General features: G+C 56.1%; 1 pseudogene. It reads left to right on the plus strand.

Going from position 1 to position 679, the window contains the following annotated elements:
* Positions 1-679, plus strand: a pseudogene (locus ACTF5Z_RS12100) (PQQ-dependent dehydrogenase, methanol/ethanol family); the annotation flags it as partial.

The raw sequence follows: 679 nt of genomic DNA on the forward strand, positions 1-679 counted from the left end.
GAGGGCGGCGATAATTTGTATCTCTCTTCAGTGGTAGCGCTTGATGCTGTCACGGGCGAGTACCGTTGGCACTTTCAAGAAACCCCAGGTGATTCGTGGGATTACACCGCAACACAGCACATTATGTTGGCCGATATGGAAATCGACGGCCTTACCCGCAAGGTGCTGTGGCATGCGCCTAAAAACGGGTTCTTTTTTATTATCGATCGCGCCTCCGGCGAGCTAATTTCTGCCGAGCCCTACGTCAAAGTGACTTGGGCAACAGGCTATGACCCCGTAACGAAACGCCCAATCGAAACCGACAACGCCGACTATTCACAGGGGCCTCAGTTGCAGTGGCCATCGCCAATGGGCGGTCACAACTGGCAGCCCATGGCGCATCATCCTGGCACCGGTTTAGTGTATATACCTATTCACGAAATGGCGTATCAATACGCCGACGAGCCCGCCTATCGCGTCAATCCCGGACACTGGAATACGGCCGTCGAGACCGACCAAGGCGGGTTCAATAACGCGCTGCTTATGGAGGCATTGCAGGCGCGAGCGGGGCAAGGATATTTGCTGGCTTGGGACCCAGTGACTCAGTCCGAACGCTGGCGAATTCCACTGCCGACCATCTGGAATGGTGGCGTGCTAGCCACCGCTGGTGGTTTGGTCATTCAAGGCAATTCGGCCGCCG

Source organism: Aequoribacter sp., from assembly GCF_965659035.1.
GTDB lineage: Bacteria > Pseudomonadota > Gammaproteobacteria > Pseudomonadales > Halieaceae > Aequoribacter.